The 21,219-nt window shown below is 65.0% G+C and carries 18 protein-coding genes and 1 tRNA gene; 10 read left to right on the top strand and 9 right to left on the bottom strand.

Annotation, left to right across the window (positions count from 1 at the left end):
* Window positions 1-108: 108 nt before the first annotated feature.
* From CXY75_RS12410 to CXY75_RS12400, 3 genes are all read left to right on the top strand, one after another.
* Entirely contained in the window at window positions 109-1,596 is a 1,488-nt protein-coding gene (locus tag CXY75_RS12410; protein WP_104083125.1) for a helix-turn-helix transcriptional regulator, read from the top strand.
* Window positions 1,597-1,899: 303 nt separating this feature from the next.
* Entirely contained in the window at window positions 1,900-2,838 is a 939-nt protein-coding gene (locus CXY75_RS12405; protein WP_158251192.1) for an ATP-binding cassette domain-containing protein, read from the top strand.
* Window positions 2,839-3,008: 170 nt separating this feature from the next.
* Entirely contained in the window at window positions 3,009-4,373 is a 1,365-nt protein-coding gene (locus CXY75_RS12400; RefSeq protein ID WP_104083123.1) for an NAD-dependent succinate-semialdehyde dehydrogenase, read from the top strand.
* Window positions 4,374-4,533: 160 nt separating this feature from the next.
* On the opposite strand, the gene rplA is transcribed toward CXY75_RS12400, so the two are convergent.
* From rplA to CXY75_RS12365, 7 genes are all read right to left on the bottom strand, one after another.
* Window positions 4,534-5,223, bottom strand: a complete 690-nt coding sequence (rplA, locus tag CXY75_RS12395) for a 50S ribosomal protein L1 (protein ID WP_104083122.1) — start codon at window positions 5,221-5,223, stop codon at window positions 4,534-4,536.
* Window positions 5,224-5,330: 107 nt separating this feature from the next.
* On the bottom strand, window positions 5,331-5,762 hold the full coding sequence (gene rplK, locus CXY75_RS12390; protein ID WP_092106326.1) for a 50S ribosomal protein L11: 432 nt from the start codon (window positions 5,760-5,762) through the stop codon (window positions 5,331-5,333).
* A 137-nt stretch (window positions 5,763-5,899) separates the two neighbouring features.
* Window positions 5,900-6,865 carry a transcription termination/antitermination protein NusG gene (nusG, locus tag CXY75_RS12385; protein WP_104083121.1) on the bottom strand — a complete coding sequence of 322 codons (966 nt, stop codon included), beginning with the start codon at window positions 6,863-6,865 and terminating at the stop codon, window positions 5,900-5,902.
* A 99-nt stretch (window positions 6,866-6,964) separates the two neighbouring features.
* Entirely contained in the window at window positions 6,965-7,237 is a 273-nt protein-coding gene (gene secE, locus CXY75_RS12380) for a preprotein translocase subunit SecE (protein WP_104083120.1), read from the bottom strand.
* A 40-nt stretch (window positions 7,238-7,277) separates the two neighbouring features.
* Window positions 7,278-7,350 (bottom strand) — tRNA-Trp (locus CXY75_RS12375).
* 292 nt (window positions 7,351-7,642) lie between these two features.
* Window positions 7,643-9,097 carry an NAD(P)/FAD-dependent oxidoreductase gene (locus CXY75_RS12370; RefSeq protein ID WP_104083119.1) on the bottom strand — a complete coding sequence of 485 codons (1,455 nt, stop codon included), beginning with the start codon at window positions 9,095-9,097 and terminating at the stop codon, window positions 7,643-7,645.
* Complete coding sequence (locus CXY75_RS12365) at window positions 9,094-9,936, bottom strand: UbiA family prenyltransferase (protein WP_104083118.1); 843 nt, start codon at window positions 9,934-9,936, stop codon at window positions 9,094-9,096. The genes CXY75_RS12370 and CXY75_RS12365 overlap by 4 nt, the downstream gene beginning before the upstream one ends.
* 155 nt (window positions 9,937-10,091) lie before the next feature.
* Between CXY75_RS12365 and CXY75_RS12360 the strand changes: the two genes are divergently transcribed.
* From CXY75_RS12360 to CXY75_RS12335, 6 genes are all read left to right on the top strand, one after another.
* Window positions 10,092-11,300 carry a pyridoxal phosphate-dependent aminotransferase gene (locus CXY75_RS12360; RefSeq protein WP_104083117.1) on the top strand — a complete coding sequence of 403 codons (1,209 nt, stop codon included), beginning with the start codon at window positions 10,092-10,094 and terminating at the stop codon, window positions 11,298-11,300.
* Window positions 11,297-13,654, top strand: coding sequence for an excinuclease ABC subunit UvrA (locus CXY75_RS12355; protein WP_104083116.1), 2,358 nt, complete (start codon window positions 11,297-11,299; stop codon window positions 13,652-13,654). The genes CXY75_RS12360 and CXY75_RS12355 overlap by 4 nt, the downstream gene beginning before the upstream one ends.
* 233 nt (window positions 13,655-13,887) lie before the next feature.
* Window positions 13,888-14,886 (top strand): ABC transporter ATP-binding protein, encoded by a 999-nt coding sequence (locus CXY75_RS12350; RefSeq protein WP_104083115.1) that lies wholly within the window; start codon window positions 13,888-13,890, stop codon window positions 14,884-14,886.
* Window positions 14,883-15,737 (top strand): ABC transporter permease, encoded by an 855-nt coding sequence (locus CXY75_RS12345; protein WP_104083114.1) that lies wholly within the window; start codon window positions 14,883-14,885, stop codon window positions 15,735-15,737. The genes CXY75_RS12350 and CXY75_RS12345 overlap by 4 nt, the downstream gene beginning before the upstream one ends.
* Before the next feature lie 37 nt (window positions 15,738-15,774).
* Window positions 15,775-16,965: a sensor histidine kinase gene (locus tag CXY75_RS12340; protein WP_104083113.1), complete on the top strand. Its 1,191-nt coding sequence runs from the start codon at window positions 15,775-15,777 to the stop codon at window positions 16,963-16,965.
* On the top strand, window positions 16,962-17,582 hold the full coding sequence (locus CXY75_RS12335; RefSeq protein WP_104083112.1) for a response regulator transcription factor: 621 nt from the start codon (window positions 16,962-16,964) through the stop codon (window positions 17,580-17,582). The genes CXY75_RS12340 and CXY75_RS12335 overlap by 4 nt, the downstream gene beginning before the upstream one ends.
* Window positions 17,583-17,587: 5 nt before the next feature.
* On the opposite strand, the gene CXY75_RS12330 is transcribed toward CXY75_RS12335, so the two are convergent.
* Together CXY75_RS12330 and CXY75_RS12325 are read right to left on the bottom strand one after the other, a co-directional pair.
* On the bottom strand, window positions 17,588-18,265 hold the full coding sequence (locus CXY75_RS12330; protein WP_104083111.1) for a response regulator transcription factor: 678 nt from the start codon (window positions 18,263-18,265) through the stop codon (window positions 17,588-17,590).
* Window positions 18,262-19,674, bottom strand: a complete 1,413-nt coding sequence (locus tag CXY75_RS12325; RefSeq protein WP_104083110.1) for an ATP-binding protein — start codon at window positions 19,672-19,674, stop codon at window positions 18,262-18,264. Before CXY75_RS12325 ends, CXY75_RS12330 begins: the two co-directional genes overlap by 4 nt.
* A 117-nt stretch (window positions 19,675-19,791) precedes the next feature.
* Here CXY75_RS12325 and CXY75_RS12320 point away from each other — a divergent pair, with 117 nt between their 5' ends.
* Complete coding sequence (locus CXY75_RS12320) at window positions 19,792-21,219, top strand: PspC domain-containing protein (RefSeq protein WP_104083109.1); 1,428 nt, start codon at window positions 19,792-19,794, stop codon at window positions 21,217-21,219.

Here is a 21,219-nt window from a genome sequence, read left to right as displayed (position 1 = left end):
CTAATTCATACTCTGTCCCGATTGCACGGCCGCAAACCGAAATGCCGGTGCAGAATAAACCCGTTTATTCTGATTGCCGAAACTTTTGAAGTGTGTGACACTGTCGGCATGCTATCCACCGACTCCACCGCCCTCGCCGCACTCACTTCGCTCGCCAACGATGATCCCGAACTCGACGCGCTCACCATCGGGCGGCGAATCCGCGAGCTGCGCACCAGTCGCCGCATGACGCTCGACACCCTTGCCGCCGCCATCGACCGCGCGCCGTCGCAGGTGTCGATGATGGAGAACGGCAAACGCGAACCGCGACTGTCCCTGCTGCGCGCGATCGCCCGCGCGCTCGATACCACCCTCGACGAGCTCATCCGAACGGATGCCCCCTCCGAGCGGGCCGCCCTGGAGATCTCGGTCGAGCGCGCCCAGCGCGGCCCGGTGTTTCAAGCGCTCGGCCTGCCCCGAATCCGTGTAAGTAAAGGGCAGAGCGATGAGACCCTGCAGACCATCCTGAGCCTGCACAACGAGATTGACCGACTCAACCGAGAACGCGCGGCCACCCCGGAGGAAGCCAGACGCGCCAACTCTGCCCTGCGCCAAATCATGCGGCAGCAGGATAACTATTTTCCCGAACTTGAAGCGCAGGCCCTCGAAATTCTCAGCGCGGTCGGGCACTCCGGCGGGCCGGTGTCGCAGCAGCTCGTCGCCGACATGGCCACGCATTTGGGATTCTCGCTGCACTACGTGAACGACCTGCCGCACTCCACCCGGTCAGTCACCGACAAGCGCAACGGGCGCATCTATCTGCCAACTAACCGTTCGGCCTCGCGGGACTCCCGCTCGCCCATCGTGCAGGCCTTCGCCAGCCAACTCTGCGCACACGAGGAACCGAAAAGTTATGCAGAATTTTTGCGGCAGCGCGTCGAGACAAACTACCTCACCGCGGCCATTCTGCTGCCGGAGCGCGACGCCGTGCGCATGCTCACCGAGGCAAAGACGCTCCGGCGCATCTCGATGGAAGACCTGCGCGACGCCTTCGCGGTCTCCTATGAAACGGCCGCGCACCGATTCACTAACCTAGCCACCGCCAGGCTCGACATTCCGGTGCACTTCATGAAGGTGCACGAGTCTGGCACCATCATCAAGGCCTACGAGAATGACCACGTGCGGTTTCCGAGCGACGCCCTCGGCGCGGTCGAGGGCACAACGGTCTGCCGCAGCTGGACCGCCCGCACCGTGTTCGACGTCGCCGATCGCTTCAGCGCCTGGTACCAGTACACCGATATGCCGGCCGGCAGCTTCTGGTGCACCTCCCGCATTGAGAAGGCGAAGGAGGGCGAGTATTCGGTCAGTGTCGGCGTTCCTTTTGCCCACGTGAAGTGGTTTCGCGGGCGGGAAACGGCCAACCGGGCCGTATCGCTGTGCCCCGACGAGTCCTGCTGCCGCCGGGCGCCGGACAACCTGGCCGATCGCTGGGCCGGGCAGTCCTGGCCCGCTGCGCGCACGCCGACGAGCCTGCTCGCCGCGTTGCCCACCGGCACTTTTCCCGGGGTCGACCAGACCGAGGTATACCAGTTTCTCGAGGCACACTCACCGCGCTGACCTCTCTGACACCCGCCCGACCCGCGGCCGCCCAAGCGGCCACTGGACCGACTACTGGGGCGACCACTGAGATGACTACTGGGATGGCGGAATCCGCTTGAGAGGCGAAAACAAACCGGTACGTTGTTGGCTCTACCGTAGGTAATATTGGATACGCGTGACGGTGTTCTTGATTAGGGCACACTCACGTTTCCCGCACCAGGGAGTTTCGGTTGTGTGCGTCAGTTCCACGTTACAGTCGCTGCTCTCGCCCTACCGAAATGCGAGCTGATCATGTGTGACTCTCGCGCAACACTTCGTCGGTTGAATGATGCGATTCGTGCGGGCATCCCATCTGCGCATTCCGCGCTCACCCCGCCGGCCGTCTTGGCCGATGAGTCCCGGCCGCGCGAGAGAATTGTGCCGGGCGAACCGATGCCCTCGCACTGGTTTCGATCGCAAACGCTGCTCGATGTGCGCGGTCTGCGGGTTGCGGCGACACCCCAGGGGAACGCACCATCGCTGGTCGGTGGCATTTCGCTCTCCATCACGCGCGGTGAGGTGATCGGTCTCGTCGGTGACGCCGGCTCCGGGGCCGTGCAAGTTGCCCAGTCGATTGCCGGGGTATTGCCGACGCCCGCGAGCATCCATTCTGGGTCGATTCTGTTCAACGGCCTCGAATTGGTCGGTCTGTCCCGGCGCGGGCGCGATCGCCTACGCGGCGCGATCGCTTATCTGCCACGCGACCCGCTCGGCAGCCTCGACCCGACCATCACGGTCGGAACCCAGCTGGCTGCGCCGTTGCGCGGTGTCATCGGCCTGTCGAAAGCTGTCGCTTATACTCGCTCACTCGCTCTGCTCTCCTATGTCGGTTTCGACCGCCCGGAAGAGATATTCATGGCCTACCCAGACCATCTGTCGGCGACGCAGGCGCAGCGCGTGCACATCGCCAGTGCCCTCGCTGGCGGCCCCGACCTCATAGTGGCCGACGACTCGACGAAGATCCTTGGCGCAGCGGGTGCCACCGAGATTTTCACCCTGCTACAGACGCTCCAGCACACCCATGAACTGACCATGATTCTGGTGACCCAGTCGGTGTGTGTGGCCGCCCAGAACTGCCACCGGGTCGCGGTTCTGCGCGACGGTGCCATCGTCGAACACGCCTCGGTGACCGAACTGGTTGACTCCCCGAAGCATCCGTATACCCGCAAGCTCCTGCACGCGGCGGCTGCCGTTGAGGGAGTGCGTGGCTCGGCCTTGTAGATTGAGCGCATGGAGGCAACGAATCGACCGGGAGCTCACGAGGCGATCTTCGCCCAGCTCGTCGACGCCGGCCGCACCGAGCAAGTAGCCTCCGTTGTTATACCTTTGACACACCAGAGTTTGCATCGGCGCCGGCTTTTTGGGTGCCCGACCAGTGAAGGATACAGCCTATGACCAGCTACGCAGTCATCAACCCGGCCACCGGGGAGACAGTCAAGACCTACGACACAATCTCGGATGCCGAGCTCACTGCCGCGCTCATCACCGCAGACGCCGCCCACACCTGGTCGCGCTCCACGAGCGTCGATGAGCGCGCAGCGCTCGTGCGCCGCGTAGCCGAACTGCACCTCGAGCGCCGCCAAGAGCTTGCCGATATTATCGTGCGCGAAATGGGTAAGCCGATGGAGCAGGCCCTCGGCGAGGTCGACTTCAGCGCCGACATCTACGCCTACTACGCCGACAATGCGACGGACCTGCTGAAGGATGAAGCCATCAGCCTGCTCGCCGGCGAGGGTTCGGCACTCATTCGTCGCAGTTCGCTCGGCGTGCTGCTCGGCATCATGCCGTGGAACTTCCCGTATTACCAAGTTGCCCGTTTCGCCGGACCGAACCTGATCATCGGCAACACCATCTTGCTCAAGCACGCCGAGCAGTGCCCCGAATCGGCCGCCGCAATCGCGCAGATCATGCTCGACGCCGGTTTTCCCGAGGGGGCATACACGAACCTCTATGCTTCTCATGATCAGATCGCCACGGTCATCGCCGACAAGCGCGTGCAGGGTGTCTCGCTGACCGGTTCGGAGCGCGCCGGAGCGGCGATTGCTGAGATAGCTGGGCGCAACTTGAAGAAGGTCGTGCTCGAGCTCGGCGGCTCAGACCCGTTCATCCTGTTGTCCACCGACGACCTGGATGAAACCGTCGGCGCCGCCGTGGCTGCTCGCCTCGATAATAACGGCCAGGCCTGCAACGCGGCCAAACGCTTCATCGTCATTGAGGAGCTCTACCAGCCTTTCCTCGATAAGTTCACCGCGGCAATCGCCGCCGTGAAACTGGGCGACCCGACCAACGCCGTCACCGAACTCGGGCCGCTTTCCTCGGCACAGGCTACCGAAATTCTCACCGAGCAGGTTGCGCGCGCTGTGGCTCAGGGTGCCACCCTCGTCACGGGTGGAACTTCTGAGGGCAATTTCTTCGCCGGAACCGTGCTCACCGATGTATTGCCCGGCTCCGATGCCTTCCACGAAGAGTTCTTCGGCCCGGTCGCCCAGATCTTCAGCGTTCCCGACGAGGCCGCCGCCGTCACATTGGCCAACAACACCCCGTTCGGCCTGGGTTCCTATGTCTTCACCACCGACCCAGAGCAGGCACTGCGCGTGGCCGACGGCATTGAGGCGGGCATGGTCTTCATCAATTTGGTCGGTGCCGACGGTGCCGAGCTGCCGTTCGGTGGTGTCAAGAGGTCCGGCTCGGGGCGCGAACTGGGTCGTTTCGGTGCCGACGAATTCGTCAACAAGAAGATGATCCGCATCGGTTAGTCCCTCCGCCGGTCAAGGAACGACGAAGGAGCGATCGAGACCCCTCACGCGGTCTTGATCGCTCGCACCTCCGCCTCGACCAACGAAAAGAAGTAGGGCCCGTCCGAGGACGGGCCCTACTTTTCGAGCTTTGAAACTGCGCTAGCGGATGCTTCGAGCCTTAGATGCTATTGACGTCGAGCTGGATGCCAGGACCGAAGGTGGTCGAAACGACGCCCTTCGTGATGTAACGCCCCTTGGACGAGCTCGGCTTGAGTCGAACGACCTCTTCGAGCGCTGCCGAGATGTTTTCGTTCAGCTGCTCGACCGAGAAGGATGCCTTGCCAACGACGAAGTGCACGTTGGAGTGCTTGTCGACGCGGAACTCAATCTTTCCACCCTTGATGTCGGACACGGCCTTGGCGACGTCGGGCGTTACGGTTCCGGTCTTCGGGTTGGGCATGAGGCCACGCGGGCCGAGTACCTTTCCGAGACGGCCGACCTTACCCATGAGCTCGGGAGTCGAGACGGCGGAGTCGAACGAGGTGTAACCAGCGGCTACCTTCTCGATGAGCTCGTCGCCACCGACCTCGTCGGCGCCGGCAGCGATAGCGGCTTCGGCGGCTGGGCCGGTGGCGAAGACGATGACGCGGGCGGTGCGACCGGTGCCGTGCGGGAGGATGACGGTTCCACGAACCATCTGGTCGGCTTTGCGGGGGTCGACTCCGAGGCGGAGGGCGACCTCAACGGTGGAGTTGAACTTCGCGGAGCCGGTCTCCTTGGCGAGGGTGACGGCTTCGATGGGGGTGAAGAAGTTGTCTTCACCGATCTTGGCGGCGCTGGCGCGGTATGCCTTTGACTTGGTTGCCATGTTAAATCTCCTGTATGTACTTCAGAGTGTGGTGCGAGCCTGGCAGGCTCTTCCACTAATTGCTAAGGGTGCGCAGGCGCCGTCTGGCGGCCACGCAATGGTGATGCTTAGGCGCTGACCGTGATGCCCATGGAGCGGGCGGTTCCGGCGATGATCTTCGCGGCGGCGTCGATGTCGTTGGCGTTGAGGTCAACCATCTTGGCTTCGGCGATCTCGCGAACCTGAGCCTGGGTGAGGTTGGCAACCTTGACGGTGTGCGGGGTTCCGCTGCCCTTGGCGACTCCGGCGGCCTTCTTGATGAGCTCCGCTGCTGGCGGGGTCTTCAGGATGAAAGTGAACGAACGGTCGTCGTAGACGGTGATTTCAACGGGGATGACGTTGCCGCGCTGGGCTTCGGTCGCCGCGTTGTATGCCTTGCAAAACTCCATGATGTTTACGCCGTGCTGGCCCAGTGCCGGCCCGATGGGCGGTGCGGGGTTGGCTGCGCCGGCCTTGATCTGAAGCTTGATCAGACCGGTAACCTTCTTCTTCGGTGCCATTGTGTTGTCCTTCGTATTGATGTGCGAGCAGCCCGAGGGCCGCTCTCCCGGTGGCCCGGATGGGCCCCGGTGGTTGGGGAGAACCAGCGTGGATGACCCTTATCAGGCCATCCACTGTGCTGATTAAAAAGTGCTGGTTAGAGCTTGGTGACCTGGTCGAAGCTGAGCTCGACCGGCGTCTCACGCTCGAACAGGGAGACGAGCACGATGAGCTTGCCGCTCTCGGGCTTGATCTCGCTGATCGATCCGGGCAAGCCCGCAAAGGAGCCTTCCTTGATTGTGATGGTCTCGCCGATTTCGTAGTCGACCTCGGCAGCGATGACGCGCTGCGCCGACTTTCCGGGGGCGCCGCCAGCCTTCGTTGGAGCCTCGACAATCTGGACGAGTCCCTTGAGCATGCCGAAGGCCTCTTCGAAGCGCAGCGGGGTGGGGTTGTGGGCGTTGCCGACGAATCCGGTCACACCGGGGGTGTGGCGAACAACCGACCAGCTGTCTTCGTCGAGGTCCATACGCACGAGCACGTAGCCCGGAATGCGCACACGGGTGACCATCTTGCGCTGGCCATTCTTGATCTCGACCACGTCTTCCATGGGAACTTCGCACTGGTAGATGAAATCTTCCATCGCCATCGACTGCTTGCGGTTCTCAATGTTCGACTTCACGCGACGCTCGAAACCGGCGTAAGAGTGAATGACGTACCACTTGCCCGGCAGAAAGCGCAGTTCCTGACGGAAGGCTTCGTAGGGGTCGATCTCTTCGTCGGCGACATCCGCTTCAGTGGTGTCTTCGGCAGCGACGCTTTCACTCTCGTCTTCAACGGCTTCGACGGACGCATCGGCCTCATCGGCGGAATCAATGTCGAGGGCGTCGTCGACCGTGGCGTCTGCCTCGGGGTCGGCAGACTCAGCGAGGGCATCGAGGGCGGCGTCAAGGTTAACCTCGACGTCGTCGTTCTCGTCGATGACGTGCAGGGCGACCTGCTCGGCGGCCTCTACGGAGTCTTCGTCGGCGGCGAGGGTGTTGCCTTCCTGCGCCTCATCGTCTTCGGACGACTGCTCGGCGGCAGTGGCCCAGTCGACATCGTCGTGCTTCGTCTCAGTCACTAATCTCAATCCCTAATGTTCTGCGTCTGCAAATTATTTGGGCACAATATCTGTGCCTTGTCTGGTTGGTCTGGACTGACGGATGCCGACCGGTGCGAGCTATCCGGGGGTACCGAACACGTAGAGAACAACGAGGCCGAAGAGCCAGTCGAAGGCCGACACGATGGCCATCATGATGATCACGAAGACGAGCACCACCCCGGTGTAGTTCAGCAGCTCTTTGCGTGTCGGGGTGACCACCTTGCGCAGCTCAGCGAAGACCTGCTTGATAAACAGGGATAACCGAGCAAAAGGACCGCGATTGGAATCGCGGGCCATTCTTGCGTTCGCGACGACTTCCTCACTGGGTTCGTCGACAACTTTTCGGGCCACCTATTACACCTCTCATGGTCGGCAGAGCTCTACCGATGTGCAGGGCGGACAGGACTCGAACCTGCAACCTGCGGTTTTGGAGACCGCTGCTCTACCAATTGAGCCACCACCCTTTAGAAGCAAACCCGCAAAGTTGTCTGAACTTCAACCCAGTAGAAACACGTGGAAAAAGGCGCAGAAAAGCATGGCGGAATTCAACTACCGGGACAAGTCTAGGTCACGGACCGGCCACTGTAAAGCTGAGGCGAACAAACCGGAGGGGCGAGCCGCCGCTTCCCGGTCAGCTTGGCACACGAACCCTTGAGCGTGCACCTTCTGAAGACGTGAGTCCGCATTGATTGAACCAGCTTCATCCGACCCGTCAGGTTTTATTTTCTCAGGCGAACGCGCGGCCAGCACTCGGGATTAGGGACCATCGAGGCGGCCGATCAGCTTGTGCATCGCGGTCATGGCGCCGCCGAGTACGGCCGGGATACCGCCACCGGGGTGCACCGACGCGCCCACCCGCCATAGCCACGGACGTGCGCGGCTCGTGTAACCGGGGCGGTGGAACGGTCCACTCTGCCAGAGCGGGTTGGTTGCGCCGTACAGTGCTCCACCGGTGGAACCCCAGCCGCTGAAATACTGCGGGTCGAACACGACATGGCTCCGAAACAGTTCGCTGATCGGGCGGTCCAGGCCCACGGCGGCGCTCACCCGAGCCACCTCACGCGCCACCCACGGGCTGTCGAGGTCGTAGTGGCGACCATCGGCGGGCGCGGTGAGGAGTACGGCCACGGTGGCCCGGTCGTTCGGATAGACCTCGTGCGGCCGATAATAGTTCAGGAATGCCATCGTCTGCTCCGGCACGAGTCCGGCATCGAGGCTGCGGTGCAGGGCGGCTGGGTCGTCGGGCAGCACGACGGAGTGCGTGGCCGTGCCCTCCGGCAGCGACGTCTCGAGCGCCGCATAGATGGCCACCCCCGAGCATGAGCGCCGCTGTGCCCGTGCCGGTGGCGCGCCGAGCAGGCCGTCAAGCACCACGCTGTCCAGTCCGCTGACGACCACGTCGGCCGGGTACGTCGCCGACGCCGTGGTCACGAAACCTTTCGACACGGAGGTAACGGGCTCACCGGTGTGCACAGTCGCGCCGGAATGCAGCGCCAGGCGGTGCAACGCGAGTGGCAGCTCGTTCACTCCCCCCTCGGGAACCCACACGCCGTCCCGGGCCATTATGGCCGGCATACTCGCGTATAGGGCGAGAGTCTGCCGGGGAGAAACGCCCGCGTTGAGGGTGTGGATGGCGATAACCTCCCGCAGGCCAGCGGGCATCCAGCTCAGGCCGTCAAGAAAGCTGCGCGTGGTCAGTCGGGTGCCATACAGGCGAAACACGCTTCGCACGGCCGGCAGCGACGCCGGATCCAGCGGGTCGGCGGTGAGCATGCTCGTGAGTTGGGGCCCGAGGCCACCGTGTTCCCGTTCGAAACGGGTCCACGCCGCGTACCAGGGATGCCCGGCCGGGACCGGCAGGGTGGCTGCTTCTCCCCGGTAAAAGTACCGGCCCACTTCGGGCAGCCTCTGCAACGTGACCCCGGCCACCGCTGCGGCCTCCGAGGGAGCAGACCGGCGGGCACCGAGCGCGTCGTAGCGAGCGAGCAGTTCCTCCCAGACCCGGGGGAACGTGACCAGCGCCGGCCCGGTGTCCACGCGCTGCCCGTCAATCTCGAGGCGCCTGCTCTTGCCACCGATCCAGTCGGATCCCTCCAGCAGAGTCACCGAATGGCCGGCCCGGGCCAAGAGTGCGGCGGCCGTGAGTCCACCGATGCCCGCGCCGAGCACGACTATGCGCCGCGGGAACGTATTCGAGCGTGATCGGGTCATGGATAGCCTCCCAGCAACATGGCTGCCACGATTTGGGCGCCCGCTACGGAACCGGCAACGTAGGGGAACACGATCGAGTATCGATACAGTCGGCGGGCCGTTGCCGGTGTGGGGCTGCGCCCCAGCGAAATCACCAGCCAGCCGGCGATGAGGGCATTCACCGCGGCGACCGGCCAACTGATCAGCGCGAATCCCACGGTGGACAGAGCCCACCACACGCCGCTCCACACCGTAGCGCCGCGCGCGCCGAGATGGACGGCAGTGGTGTGAATTCCGGCGGCGCGGTCCTCGTCGATATCCTGCACCGCGTCGTAGGTGTGCTTGGCCACGCTCCATGCCATCAGCCCGATAGCCGCTGACCAGACCGGCGACTTGCCCAAGGCCAGGGGTACGAAGATCAGCGGGAAGGCGTAGGCGGCGTTGCTGAGCGAGTCAAGGTAGCGCCGGGCCTTGAAACGCAGCGGGGGTGCCGAGTAGAAGATGAAGATCACCGTGTACGCGGCAATCCAGGCGAGCGCGTTCGTCGGCAGCGTGACGAGAAAATACGCTAGGAACGGCGCGTTGGTCAGCACGACCGCGAGCACAATACTGCGAGTCTCCGAGCCAAGGATACGAGCCCCCTCGAGGCCGCCCTTGCGGGCGTTCTGGGCATCCGTTTCCTGGTCGAAGATATCGTTCACGCCGTAGATCAGCAGGTTGAACGGCAGGGTCGCCCAGAGCAGCAGCGGGATGATGTCCCAGCGCCACAAATCCCCGATCAACCACATGCCGATGACGGTCGTTCCGACGGTGTTGACCCACAGCACCGGTCGAGAGATCTGAACCAGGCGGGTGATCATTTGATCACTCTATTCCTGCGGGAGACTCAATTCTTACGGGCATCTCATGGCTCAGCCGGCGCGCGGCAGATCTTCGTCACCGCAGCTGGCACGAGCGCCGGCTCGACCGGGGGCTGTGCTAGCTCGCGCGCGGGTCGGGTGACTAAACTCAACACGTGGATCACGAACTCAAGCGAATTTCAACTCGGATCGGCTCTATTGCTGAGTCAGCGACCCTTAAGGTTGACGGCAAGGCCAAGGCGCTGCAGGCGGCGGGGAGACCCGTGATCAGCTTCGCAGCGGGTGAGCCCGACTTTCAGACGCCCGCGCACGTCGTCGACGCGGCCCTGGCCGCCGTGCGTGACCCCAAGAACTACCGCTATACCCCCGCGGCCGGTTTGCCGGAGCTGCGCGAGGCTATTGTGGCCAAGACCCTGCGAGACAGCGGACTCGCCATAGTGCCGAGCCAGGTCGTCGTCACCAACGGTGGCAAGCAGGCCGTGTACCAAGCCTTCGCGACCCTGCTCGATCCCGGTGACGAGGTCATCGTGCCGAGCCCGTATTGGACCACCTACCCCGAAGCGATCCGACTGGCCGGCGGCGTGCAAGTCGACGTCTTCGCCGGCAGCGACCAAGGTTACCTCGTGACCGTTGAACAGCTCGAAGCCGCGCGCACCCCACGAAGCAAGGTATTGCTGTTCGTCTCACCCTCTAACCCCACCGGCGCGGTCTACTCCGCGGAGCAAACTCGAGCTATCGGACAGTGGGCCGACGACAACGGTCTTTGGGTCATCTCCGACGAGATCTATCAGAACCTCACGTATGACGGCGTGCGGGCCGTGTCGATCGTCGAGGCCGTTCCTGCCCTGGCTGATCGCACCATTCTGGTCAACGGTGTCGCCAAGACCTACGCCATGACCGGATGGCGGCTCGGCTGGATGGTTGGCCCCGCCGACGCCATCAAGGCGGCCGCCAACCTGCAATCGCACCTCTCCTCGAACGTGTCGAACATCTCGCAGCGCGCTGGAATCGCCGCTTTGAACGGCCCGCAGGATGCCGCCGTTGCCATGCGGGATGCCTTCGACCGCCGCCGGGGGCTCATCGTCCGGGAGCTGAACAAGATTCCCGGTGTCATTACGCCCACCCCGCAGGGCGCCTTCTACGTCTACCCCGACGTGACCGGTCTGCTCGGCCGCGCCTGGGGCGGCGTTACGCCCACGACCTCGCTCGAACTGGCCGACCTTATTCTCGATCAGGTCGAAGTTGCCGCCGTTCCCGGAGAAGCCTTCGGACCGAGCGGTTTTCTGCGGCTGTCCTACGCACTCGGAGATGATGCCCTGCTTGAGGGCGTGCAGCGCCTGCAAGGTCTCTTCGGAACACGTTGAGCGCGCACGATGCCGATAGCCACGATCTGATTCGGGTTCAGGGCGCGCGAGAGAACAATCTCAAGAACATCAGTGTCGACATTCCCAAGCGTCGGCTGACCGTGTTCACGGGCGTGTCCGGCTCCGGCAAGAGTTCGCTCGTGTTCGGCACGATCGCCGCTGAATCGCAGCGCATGATCAACGAGACCTACAGCACCTTCGTGCAGGGTTTTATGCCAACCCAAGCCCGGCCAGACGTCGATGTACTCGAAGGATTGACGACGGCAATCATCGTCGACCAGGAGCGGATGGGCGCCAATGCCCGGTCCACCGTCGGCACTGCCACCGATGCCAACGCGCTGCTGCGCATCCTCTTCAGTCGGCTCGGTCAGCCGTACATCGGCTCACCCCAGGCCTATTCGTTCAATGTCGCCTCGATCAGCGGAGCGGGCGCCGTCTCCATTCAGCGCGGCGCCCAGGCCGTCAAGGAGCGACGCAGCTTCAGCATCACCGGCGGAATGTGCCCCCGCTGCGAGGGCCGCGGCTCCGTCACCGACATCGACCTGACCGCGCTCTACGACGACAGTAAATCCCTCAACGATGGCGCGCTCACCATCCCCGGTTACAGCATGGACGGCTGGTTTGGCCGCATCTTCAACGGTTGCGGCTTCTTCGACGCCAACAAGCCGATCAGCGACTTCACGAAGAAGGAGCTCCATGACCTGCTGCACAAGGAACCGACCAAGATCAAGGTCGACGGCATCAACCTCACCTATGAAGGGCTGATTCCCAAGATTCAGAAGTCGATGCTGTCTAAAGACATCGACTCGCTGCAGCCGCACATCCGCGCTTTCGTGGAACGGGCCGTCACCTTCTCCGCCTGCCCCGACTGCGAGGGCACCCGCCTCAATGCGGGCGCTCGATCGTCGAAAATTAATGGCATTAATATAGCGGATGCCTGCGCCATGCAGATCAGCGACCTCGCCGACTGGGTTCGCGGCCTGGCCGAACCGTCGGTGGCGCCGCTGCTCGGAGCGTTGCAGGACCTTCTGAATTCCTTCGTTCAAATCGGCCTGGGCTACCTCTCGCTCGATCGCGCCTCCGGCACCCTCTCGGGCGGCGAATCGCAGCGCACCAAGATGATCCGCCACCTCGGCTCGTCGCTCACCGACGTCACCTACGTCTTCGACGAGCCGACGATTGGGCTGCACCCCCACGACATTGCGCGGATGAACACCCTGCTTCGCCAGCTGCGCGATAAGGGAAACACCGTGCTCGTGGTCGAGCACAAACCGGAGATGATTGCCATTGCCGACCACGTCGTTGACCTTGGCCCGGGCGCCGGCACCGAGGGCGGCGAGGTGGTCTTCGAGGGCTCCCTCGACGGGCTGCGGGCCAGCGGCACTCTGACGGGGCGTCACCTGGACGACCGGGCCGCCGTGAAGGCATCCGTTCGAACGCGCTCGGGCGTGCTGGCTGTGCGGGGCGCGAGCACGCACAACCTGCAGAACGTCGATGTCGATATTCCGCTGGGCGTACTGACGGTACTGACCGGCGTGGCCGGGTCGGGTAAGACCTCGCTGGTCTCCGGCTCGGTTGTCGGCCGTAGCGGGGTCGTCTCCATCGACCAGGGCGCGATCAAGGGCTCCCGGCGCAGCAACCCGGCCACCTACACGGGGATGCTTGAACCGATTCGCAAGGCCTTCGCGAAGGCCAACGACGTGAAGCCAGCACTATTCAGCTCCAACTCCGACGGCGCCTGCCCCAACTGCAATGGCGCCGGGGTCATCTACACCGACCTGGGAATAATGGCAGGCGTCGCGACGGTGTGCGAGGTCTGCGAGGGCAAGCGGTTTCAGGCATTCGTTTTGGACTATCACTTCGGCGGCCGCGACATCAGCGAGGTACTCGCGATGTCGGTGGCCGAGGCAGCGGAGTTTTTCGGTGGTGGCGAGGCGCGCACGCCGGCCGCGCACGCCATCCTCTCTCGTCTCGCTGACGTCGGCCTCGGCTATCTCAGCCTCGGCCAGCCGCTGCCGACGCTGTCCGGCGGCGAGCGCCAACGGCTCAAACTCGCCACCCACATGGCCGAAAAGGGTGACGTCTACGTTTTGGACGAGCCGACCGCCGGCCTGCACCTCGCCGACGTTGCGAACCTGCTCGGACTGCTCGACCGGTTAGTTGACTCCGGCAAGTCGGTCATTGTCATCGAACACCACCAGGCGGTCATGGCGCACGCCGACTGGATCATCGACCTCGGCCCTGGCGCTGGCCACGACGGCGGCCGGATCGTGTTCGAGGGCACCCCCGCCGACCTCGTCGCGGGCCGATCTACCCTCACCGGCGAGCACCTCGCGGCCTACGTCGGGGCGTAACGACTTTTCGGGGGCCTCGCGAGGTCTTCGCGAACCCCCCTCGTCGCCGAAGTGTGAGTTCTGGCCATCGAACCGTGAACTCGCGTTCTCGAGGTGTGAATTTGACACCGTTTTTCGCGAAAAATGGCTCAAACTCACGGCTCGGCGGAGGAAACGGCATCCGTCGACCGGTGGATGCGAAAATACGACCACTGGCGGTGGTGGCTGGTGCGCGCGGGTGGGATTCTGGTTCTATGACATCCACTCCCCCGGTCGTTCAGGTGCGCGACCTGCAGAAATCGTATGGCAACGTTGAGGCCGTGCGCGGCGTGAGCTTCTCCATCGCCGCCGGCGAGACGTTCGCGCTGCTCGGCCCGAACGGTGCGGGCAAGAGCACGACCATTGAGATTCTGGAGGGTTACCGCGACCGCACCGGCGGCGAGGTGAGCGTGCTCGGCGTCGATCCGCAGCGCGGCGGCCGGGACTGGAAGGCGCGCCTCGGCATCGTGCTACAGACCAGCGGCGAGAACGGCAATGTCACCGTCACCGAGCAGCTGCGGCACTTCGCGGGCTTCTACCCCAACCCCCGCGACGTTGACGAGGTCATCGACGCCACCGGCCTACGCGAGAAAGCCACATCCCGCATCAGCAAACTTTCCGGCGGGCAGCGTCGTCGAGTGGATGTCGCGCTCGGCGTCATCGGACGCCCCGAGCTGCTCTTTCTCGACGAACCGACCACGGGTTTCGACCCCGAGGCCCGGCATCAGTTCTGGGACCTCATTCGCGGCCTCAAAGCGGAAGGCACGACCATTCTGCTGACCACGCACTACCTCGATGAGGCCGCGCAGCTCGCGGGCCGCGCCGGCATCATTGTCGGCGGGCAGCTCATCTCCAGTGGTTTAATCAACGAAATTGGTGGAGCGGATGCTCGCGTTCCAGTCGTGCGCTGGCGTGATGTCAATGGACTGGTGCGCGAGGAGCGCACCAACCAGCCAGCGCGGGTCGTCGCCGAACTCGCCCAGAGTGCAAACGGCGCCGAACCCGAGGACCTCGAGGTGATCCGGCCAAGCCTCGAAGACGTATACCTGTCACTGGTGCATAGCTATGAGGTGGCGGGGCAAGTTCCGGCGGATTCGCGCGAGGCTGCTGAGGGGAGGCCGGGGGTGACGGTCGTGCGCGACGAGGGTGCGGCATCCGCTGATTTGGGTCAGCCCGATACGAGTCGGCTGAGCGAGACGGACGTGCGAGCATGAGCGCGACGATGACGAGCACTCGCTCGCAGAAGAGCGACCCTGGCACGCTCGCACTCGGCCTATCGCGCATCGGGTATGAGACGCGACTGTATTTTCGCTCGCCCGACACCCTATTCTTTACCTTCCTTTTTCCGTTCATCATGCTCGGCATCTTCACCACGGCGTTCAGCACCTCCGGCAATATCGGCACAAACCCTGACGGAACGGGCGGCGTCAGCGTTGGCGCGTACTATCTACCGGGAATGCTCGCCGCCGGAATGCTGCTCTCCGGCGTGCAGAACCTCGCCGTTGACATCGCCGGCGAGAAAAGCGACGGTACCCTCAAACGCCTCGGCGGCACCCCGCTGTCACCGCTGAGTTACTTTCTCGGCAAGATCGGGCAGGTGTTCGTCACCGCGATTCTGCAAGCCGGCCTGCTGCTACTCGTGGCCCGGTTTGTGCTCGATATTGCGTTGCCGGCCGAGCCCGAAAAGTGGGCAACGTTCGCCTGGGTGTTCGTGTTCGGTGTCATCACGAGCGCGTTTCTGGGTATCGCGCTCTCGGCGGTGCCCCGGTCGGGCAAGAGCGCGACGGCCGTCGTGACTCCGGTGGTGCTCGTGCTGCAATTCATCTCGGGCGTCTACCTGCAGTTCACGGCCCTGCCCGACTGGATGCAGAACGTCGCGAGCATCTTTCCGCTCAAGTGGATGGCGCAGGGCATGCGTTCGGTCTTTCTGCCCGACAGCTTCGCGGCCGCCGAGCAATCCGGATCCTGGGATCTCGCCTGGGTCGCCGCAGCGCTCTGCATCTGGCTCGTCGTCGGCCTCATACTCAGCCGGGTGACTTTTCGGTGGATTCGCCGCGATGCGTGAGCGACCGCTCTTCGCCGGCAGATGGGATGCTTGAGCCATGACGAGTGCGCGCTGGTGGGATGTGGCTTTCGGCGGGGCCCTCGCCGCGATGGCGATCACGGTCGCCCTCTATCCGGCCGGTGGAAGCGTGAGCGGAGCGCTGGCCACCCTTGTCGGGCTTGGCCTGGCCTATCTGGGGTTCGGACGGCGCGGCATCCGTCTTGTTTGCACCGGCCGGACGACGTCCAGTGTGGCTTTTCTGGTAACGGTGATTCTCGGCTGTGGCGTGGGTGCCGCGTTCACTCCAAACCTCGCAACCCTGCAGGCCATTGGATTTCCGGTGGTCTGGGTTCTCGCTGGCTCCTACGCGGCAGCAGTCTGGCTGAGCGCCACCCTCGCTGTGACGGTCGGCCTCGGCCTGACGTTGAGCCTCGGTGGTACAGCGGCAGCAGCGGCCGAAGCCGGTGCAACGGAGGCGATCTCGTTTATCTTCGCAATGGCCCTCGGGACCTGGATGACGCGCGTCATTTCCGCCGGCGAACGACACCGCCGCCTGCTCGACGAGCTCACCCACGCGCAGGGTGAGCTCGCCGCCCTGCACCATGCTGCGGGCACTTCTGCGGAGCGTGAACGGCTGGCCCGCGAGATCCACGACACCATCGCCCAAACCTTGACCGGGCTGGTCATGCTCGCCCAGCGCACCCGCGGTGAGCTCACGGCCAGACCGGCCCATGTGTCGGCCGCGCAGACCAGTATCGATCTCATCGAAACCAACGCCCGCGAAGCCCTCACCGAAACGCGAGCGCTGGTCGCTGCACTCTCGCCGGTGCGCGAGCCGGGGATGGGCCTGGCCGGCACGATTCTGCGATTGACCGATCGCTTCACGCAAGAGACCGGCATCCAGACGGATGCCACGGTGCAGGTCGGCGACATCGGCCGCGAAGTCGAGGTGGTGCTGCTCCGCTGCGTACAGGAGGGCCTCGCGAACGTGCGGCAGCATTCGGAGGCGGGCGCGGCATCCGTTCTGATCGAACGCATTGGCGGCGCGGTGGTGCTCACCGTCAGCGACGACGGGCGCGGCCTAGGCCTAGCCCGCGCCGACCCGAACACCGGCTTCGGTCTGGCCGGGATGCACGACCGGGTGCTGCTCGTGCACGGTGCGCTGGAGCTCGGGGCCCGGCAAACCGGCGGAACGGTGCTGCGGGTGACCGTGCCGCTGCCCCTCCAAACCGCAATCGCAATCGCATGATTCGCGTACTCGTGGCCGATGACCATCCCATTGTGCGTGGCGGGATCGTGAGCCTGCTGACTCAGGCCGACGACATCTCGATTGTCGGTGAAGCAGCGGATGGCGCTGAGGCCGTGCGATTGGCCCTGTCACTACGGCCCGATCTAGTGCTGATGGACCTGCGTATGCCCGGTCTCGACGGCGCCACGGCGACCGCACACATTGTGGCCGCTGCGGCGGGCATTCGAGTGCTGATCCTGACGACGTATGAGAGCGACGACCAGATTCTTGGCGCCATCGAAGCCGGGGCAAGCGGGTATCTACTCAAGGCCGCGCCCCAGGAGGAGATCATCGCCGGAGTGCGGTCGGTCGCTGGCGGCCAGACCGTACTCGCTCCGTCTATTGCCGCCACGCTCGTGCAACGGGTTCGCCGGCAGTCCACAGCGCCGCGACTGTCGCCGCGCGAACTCGACGTGCTGCGGCTCGTCGGCGCGGGCGAGAGCAACCCCGACATCGCCAAGTCGTTGTTCATCGGCGAGGCGACCGTGAAAACGCACCTGCTGCACGTGTTTGAGAAACTCGCGGTCAAGGACCGAACCCGGGCGGTCACTCGTGCCATGGAACTCGGCCTGCTGTAATCAGGCTAGAGCAGCTTGCGCTCGAGTGCCCAGGCGGTGAGCTCGTGGCGACTCGATAGCTGCAGCTTGCGCAGCACCGCCGACACGTGCGTTTCGACGGTTTTTGGAGAGATGAACAGGCTGCCCGCCACCTCTTTATACGCATAGCCGCGCGCGATGAGACGCATCACCTGCTGTTCCCTGGCCGAGAGCCGGTCGAGTTCTTCGGTCGCAATGGCCGTCTCCCCTGCCACGGCGCCAAAGGCGTCGAGCACGAAGCCGGCGAGCTTGGGCGAGAACACCGCGTCGCCCTCCGCTACCCGACGGGCCGCGGTGGACACCTCGGCGCCCGAGGCGCTCTTGGTGATGTAGCCGCGAGCGCCAGCCCGGATGACACTGACCACGTCTTCAGCGGCATCCGACACGCTCAGCGCCAGGAACAACGTGTTCGGCGCGGCGGGAGCTGCGTCACGAATCACCTCGGCGCCTCCACCGCCCCGCCCACCGGGAAGGTGCACGTCGAGCAGCACCACGCGCGGTTGCAGTTCGATCACCAGGGCGATCGCGTCGTCGACGGTCGCCGCCTCGCCCCGCACGTCAATGCCGGAGTCCAGCTCAGCCCGCAGCCCGGACCGAAAGATCGAGTGGTCGTCGACGATCACCACCGGCAGGGCAGCGGATGCGAGGAATGTTACGTCAGTCATGAATGTGCCTGCTCTCGCGGGGAGTCCAAGGGGGTGCCGGGGAGGCTGAGCACAATCTCGGTTCCGGCCCCGCCAGGGCCCGAACCAACGACCGCCGTGCCGCCGGCGCGACGCATCCGTCCCACAATGGATTCGCGCACGCCGAACCGGTCGCCCGGCACGTCATCGAGACGAAACCCGGGACCGCGGTCGGTCACGCTCAGAAGGGCGCCGCCCGGGCCGCATTCGAGGTAGACCGACACCGTGCCGCCGGCATGCCTGGCGGCATTGAACATGGCCTCCCGGGCAGCAGCCAGCAGGGGTTCCGGTGCCTCGTCGGGAACGGTCCCGGTAGCCACGACATCGAACTGCACGGCGAAGTCCGCTTCGATCAGGCTTGCCGCCCGGCGTAGCTCGGTCGCGAGGTCGACTCGTTCGTCGCGCTCGTCGCCGGCGCCGACGAACAGCCACTCGCGCAGCTCCCGTTCCTGCGCACGCGCGAGCCGGGCAGCTTCGCTGTGCGGGCCGGCCTTCTGCTGAATGAGCGCGAGCGTTTGCAGCACCGAGTCGTGCAGGTGCGCCGCAATGTCGGCGCGCTCGGCTTCGCGGGCCCGGGCGGCGCGCTCGTCGGCGAGGTCGCTGGAGAGTCGAATAAACCACGGGGCCGTGACGATCGCGAGCCCGAGCAGCACGGACACGGCGGCGGCGAGCACGGTCCAGATGCTGGGGTTGGCTCCCGTGATAAAGAACAGCACAATGCCCAGCGCTGTGAGCACGAGAGCGCCGAGGGTTCGCACAAAAGCCGCGGACGAGCTCGGTGCCGCGCCGCTGCGCAGATCGGCGAACTGACGCCAGGCGAAGTACACACCCACGAGCACGACGACGGTGGGGATGACCAGGGCGAAGGAAATGCTTGCTCCGAGACGGTTGGCGAGCAGGGCTGCCCCGGTGAGGAGGAGCGCCGCACCGAGCACTATGCCTACGAGCGGCACCGGTCGGCGTGCTGCGGGAGCGGGCGCCGCGGGAGCGGATACCGCAGGAGCGGGTACCGCGGGAGCTCGGGCAGCGACAGTGGGCGCCGTGGGAGCAGAAGCCGCGGAAACAGCGAAAGCGGATGCCGCATGAGTGTGGGCCGTGGTCGCCGTGGCCGCGACGCGCGGCGCATCCGCTGTGAATGCAGCAGGACGAGGCCGTGGTGCCGACGACCCCGGCGCGGCCGCCCGGGTGAGGCTCACCTTGGGTAAAGTGTCGCCGAAATCCCCGGAATCGCTGGGCGTGGTGGCCCAGAGCCAGGCGTAGAGCAGGGCGCCGGCGCCGCCGCAGAGGGCTAGCAGAACGGTGGCGATGCGCACGGTGCCAACGGGCAGTCCGGTGTGCTGGGCGAATCCGGCACAGACACCGCCGATTAGGCGCAGTCTCGGGCGGGACATCCGTTCTGTTCTCACGTTCTTATCCAAGCATGCCGGGTTGGCTGCAACCGCAAAGTCAGGGTGCAATCAGGGTGATCCCCGATGGTTTCGCCGTGCCGGCACTGGCACGGTTGACCTATGACCGATGCACCCCACACTCCCCCGACGCCGGCGAGCTCCCCTACCTGGCGCGACCAGCTCAGCCGATTTTTCACCTGGATCCGTTTCTCGGGCCTGAACCGTGAGAGCGACCGCTGGTTGCTCGGTGTCTGTGGGGCGATCGCCCGGCGCACTGGTCTCGACCCGCTCATCGTGCGCGGCGTCGCCATCGTGCTCGCCATCGTGGGCGCCCCGGTCTTGTTCGCCTACGCACTCGGCTGGGCACTCTTTCCCGGCGCGACCGGTCGCATCCACGCCGACGAGGCCATCCGTGGCAACTTCACGGCCCCGACCGTCACGAGCATCGTTCTGCTCGTGGCCACCGCGTCCTCCTTCGCGCAGGGCTTTCACTGGGCCGGCCCGAACACCGGTTGGATTCTGCCTTCATGGCTCCCCGTGTTCTTCAGCGTGGCCTGGTGGATCGCCATCACCGTTGGTATTGTCTGGCTCGTGGTCTATCTGGTGCGCCGCGGCAAGAACCAGCGCCCCGGCGGGCCGACATCCTGGGCGGATGCCGCCCCCCGCGCCGCGCAGACTCCGACCGGTTCGGCGTTCGGTCCGGCGCAGAACACGTCCGCGTCGAGCCACGCCGCTGCTTCGACCGCAGCACCCTCGGCCACCCGGCCGCGCGAGAGCTGGGAGTCGACCGAGCAGAACCACCTCTGGCAGGAACAGTACCGCGTGCGTCAGGAGCAGCAACAGGCTCGTCGGACCGAGCGCGCCGCGACCCGCCGCGCGAGTCTCCCCGGCGCGGGTTTTACGGCCATCGTGCTGGGCCTGGCCCTGGCTACCGGCGCTCTGACGGCCGGTGTCATCGCGTCTGACAGCACGATCGTACCGTCGGCGGCCGCCCTCGTGGTCGGACTCGCCGTCACCGTTGGCGTCATCGCCATGGGACTGATCGTGTCCGGAATCCGTGGCCGCCGCGGCGGGGCACTTGGCGCGCTGGCTCTTCTCGCCACGGTCTCTCTCGTAGCGGTGGGCGTGTTTCCCGCCGGCACCCAGTTCGCGGCGGCCGGCGATCTCACCTGGCAGGTTCCCGCGAGCGTGACCGACGACCGCCCGGGGTACGCGCTCGGGTTCGGCCAGGCCACGATCGACCTGAGACGTCTCGACGGCGAGCGGTCGGCCGACTCCCGCGTCATCGATGTCTGGGTTGGAGTCGGTCAGACCCGCATCATCCTGCCGGACAGCACGCCCGTTCGGGTGCAGTCCCACGCAATCGTCGGCGGCGTCGACAGCAGCAGCGACAGCGGCGGCCAGCAGCAGAACGGCCTGTTCCTCAACGAAACGCGCACCTTCAACAGCGGCGACAGCAGCACCGGCAGCACACGAGCGCTGATCCGCGTCTGGTCGTACATCGGCCAGATCACCATCATCGAACCCGCCAACACGACAAACCGCTAG

It is taken from the genome of Cryobacterium sp. Y11, assembly GCF_002929535.1.
GTDB lineage: Bacteria > Actinomycetota > Actinomycetes > Actinomycetales > Microbacteriaceae > Cryobacterium.
The sequence above is the reverse complement of the archived record's forward strand: the minus strand, read 5'-3'. Positions and strand labels throughout refer to the sequence as shown.